At 36.1% G+C, this 1,606-nt stretch carries 1 protein-coding gene; it reads right to left on the bottom strand.

Annotation, left to right across the window (positions count from 1 at the left end):
• A partial coding sequence (locus BOW55_RS21500) for an immunoglobulin domain-containing protein (RefSeq protein WP_241686640.1) occupies positions 1–1,354 on the bottom strand: 1,354 nt, incomplete at its 3' end.
• Positions 1,355–1,606: the final 252 nt, after the last annotated feature.

Raw genomic sequence — 1,606 nt, 5'->3', positions numbered from 1 at the left:
CATTCCGGCTGTTGCGCCAATAATAGTTAGAGTAGCTGTAGTAGCACCAGAATAAGGTCGCGCCATTTGAGACGTTGATAAATCCAGCTCCTTGATCTACCTGCCATTGATATGCTGTTGCATTTGATGCAGAGACTGAAAAAGTAGTATTGGCTCCTGTGCAAATTGTACTCAAGTTTGGTTGTGCCGTTATTGCAGGAGCAGAATAAAAAGTTAATGGAGCAGGATTAGAAGTAGCAGCAGGGCTGCATAATCCTGTTGCCACAACTCTATAAACATATCCATTCATTGCGGCTGTTGCGCCAGTAATAGTTAGAGTAGCCGTAGTAGCACCAGAATAAGGTGCACCATTTGAGACGTTGGTAAATCCAGCTCCTTGATCTACTTGCCATTGATATGCTGTTGCATTTGATGCAGCGACTGAAAAAGTAGTATTGGCTCCTGCGCAAATTGTACTCAAGTTTGGTTGTGCCGTTATTGCAGGAGCAGAATCAACATTTAAAGCTGCTGTACTCGATGTTGCACTTGGTCCGCATGATCCCGATGCAACCACCCGATATTGATATCCGTTCATTTCAGGAATTGCACCACTTATGGTAAGTGTTTGTGTTGCAGCACCAGAATAAGGTGCGACATTTGGAACATTTGTAAATCCAGCTCCTTGATCTACTTGCCATTGATAGCTATCGGCATTAATTACTGAAGCAGAAAAAGAGGCATTAGAGCCAGCACAAATTCTACTGTTAGAAGGCTGACCTGAAAAGGTCAAACATTGTAATATCACGCCGCTATCTTTTACCCAAGTAAAAGCATCTAATCCTGCATAAGTATATGCTCCTCCAGTTGTAATTTGAAGCTCATCTATTACAATATTAGAATAATTTTGACCATTTAAATTGGTTAAATCTATTAAAGTATAGCCATTTGTAGTGCCAAGTGAAGTAGCAAAACCAGTGCTTTTAGCCTGAGTAAATTTAGTTATACCATTCAATTTTCCAGTTATAATTAGACTGCCTGCGACGTTTAAATCTAAGGAGGTAGTTGATAGATAAATCCAAAATCGATTTGCTTTAAATAGATTTGAAGTTGTTTTAATGCTAAAAGAGGGGCTTGAGCTTATAGATGAGCTATTGTCTATATATTTGTTGTCGTTTGCGGTTCCACTCCAGCCAGTTCCAGGGTAATTTGCTTGTATATCAAATGTACCACTATTAGAAATGATGTTAAAAGTAACTCCATTATCTGTAAAGTTGGTAGAGCCATCTAATTCTGTTTCAAATGTTTCTGTTGATGTTTGTGCAAAAAGCAGCTTCGTAAATAATAATAAAAAGAGTAGGAAGTAATTTTTTTTCATATTATAACGGTGTTTGGGGTTTTCATGTTTTATTATTAAAATCAGTTTGTGTTAGTGATTAAAGATTTAGTTTAAATTAAAAATCAGGTTTAGTTTTAATGATAAGCTAAATTATTGTAAATAAATTCTTAATTAGCAGGTAGTTCTACGTGTTTTTATTGTGGCAGTAAATTTTTATAATCAAAAAAATAGTAGGCTGAACAGAAATAAAATACTTTGAAACTCCATTTATATATTCTATAATAATCAAAG

Origin of the sequence: Flavobacterium sp. YO12 (genome assembly GCF_004119495.1) — a bacterium.
Classification (GTDB): Bacteria; Bacteroidota; Bacteroidia; order Flavobacteriales; family Flavobacteriaceae; genus Flavobacterium.
This window is presented reverse-complemented; position numbering and strand designations above follow the sequence as displayed.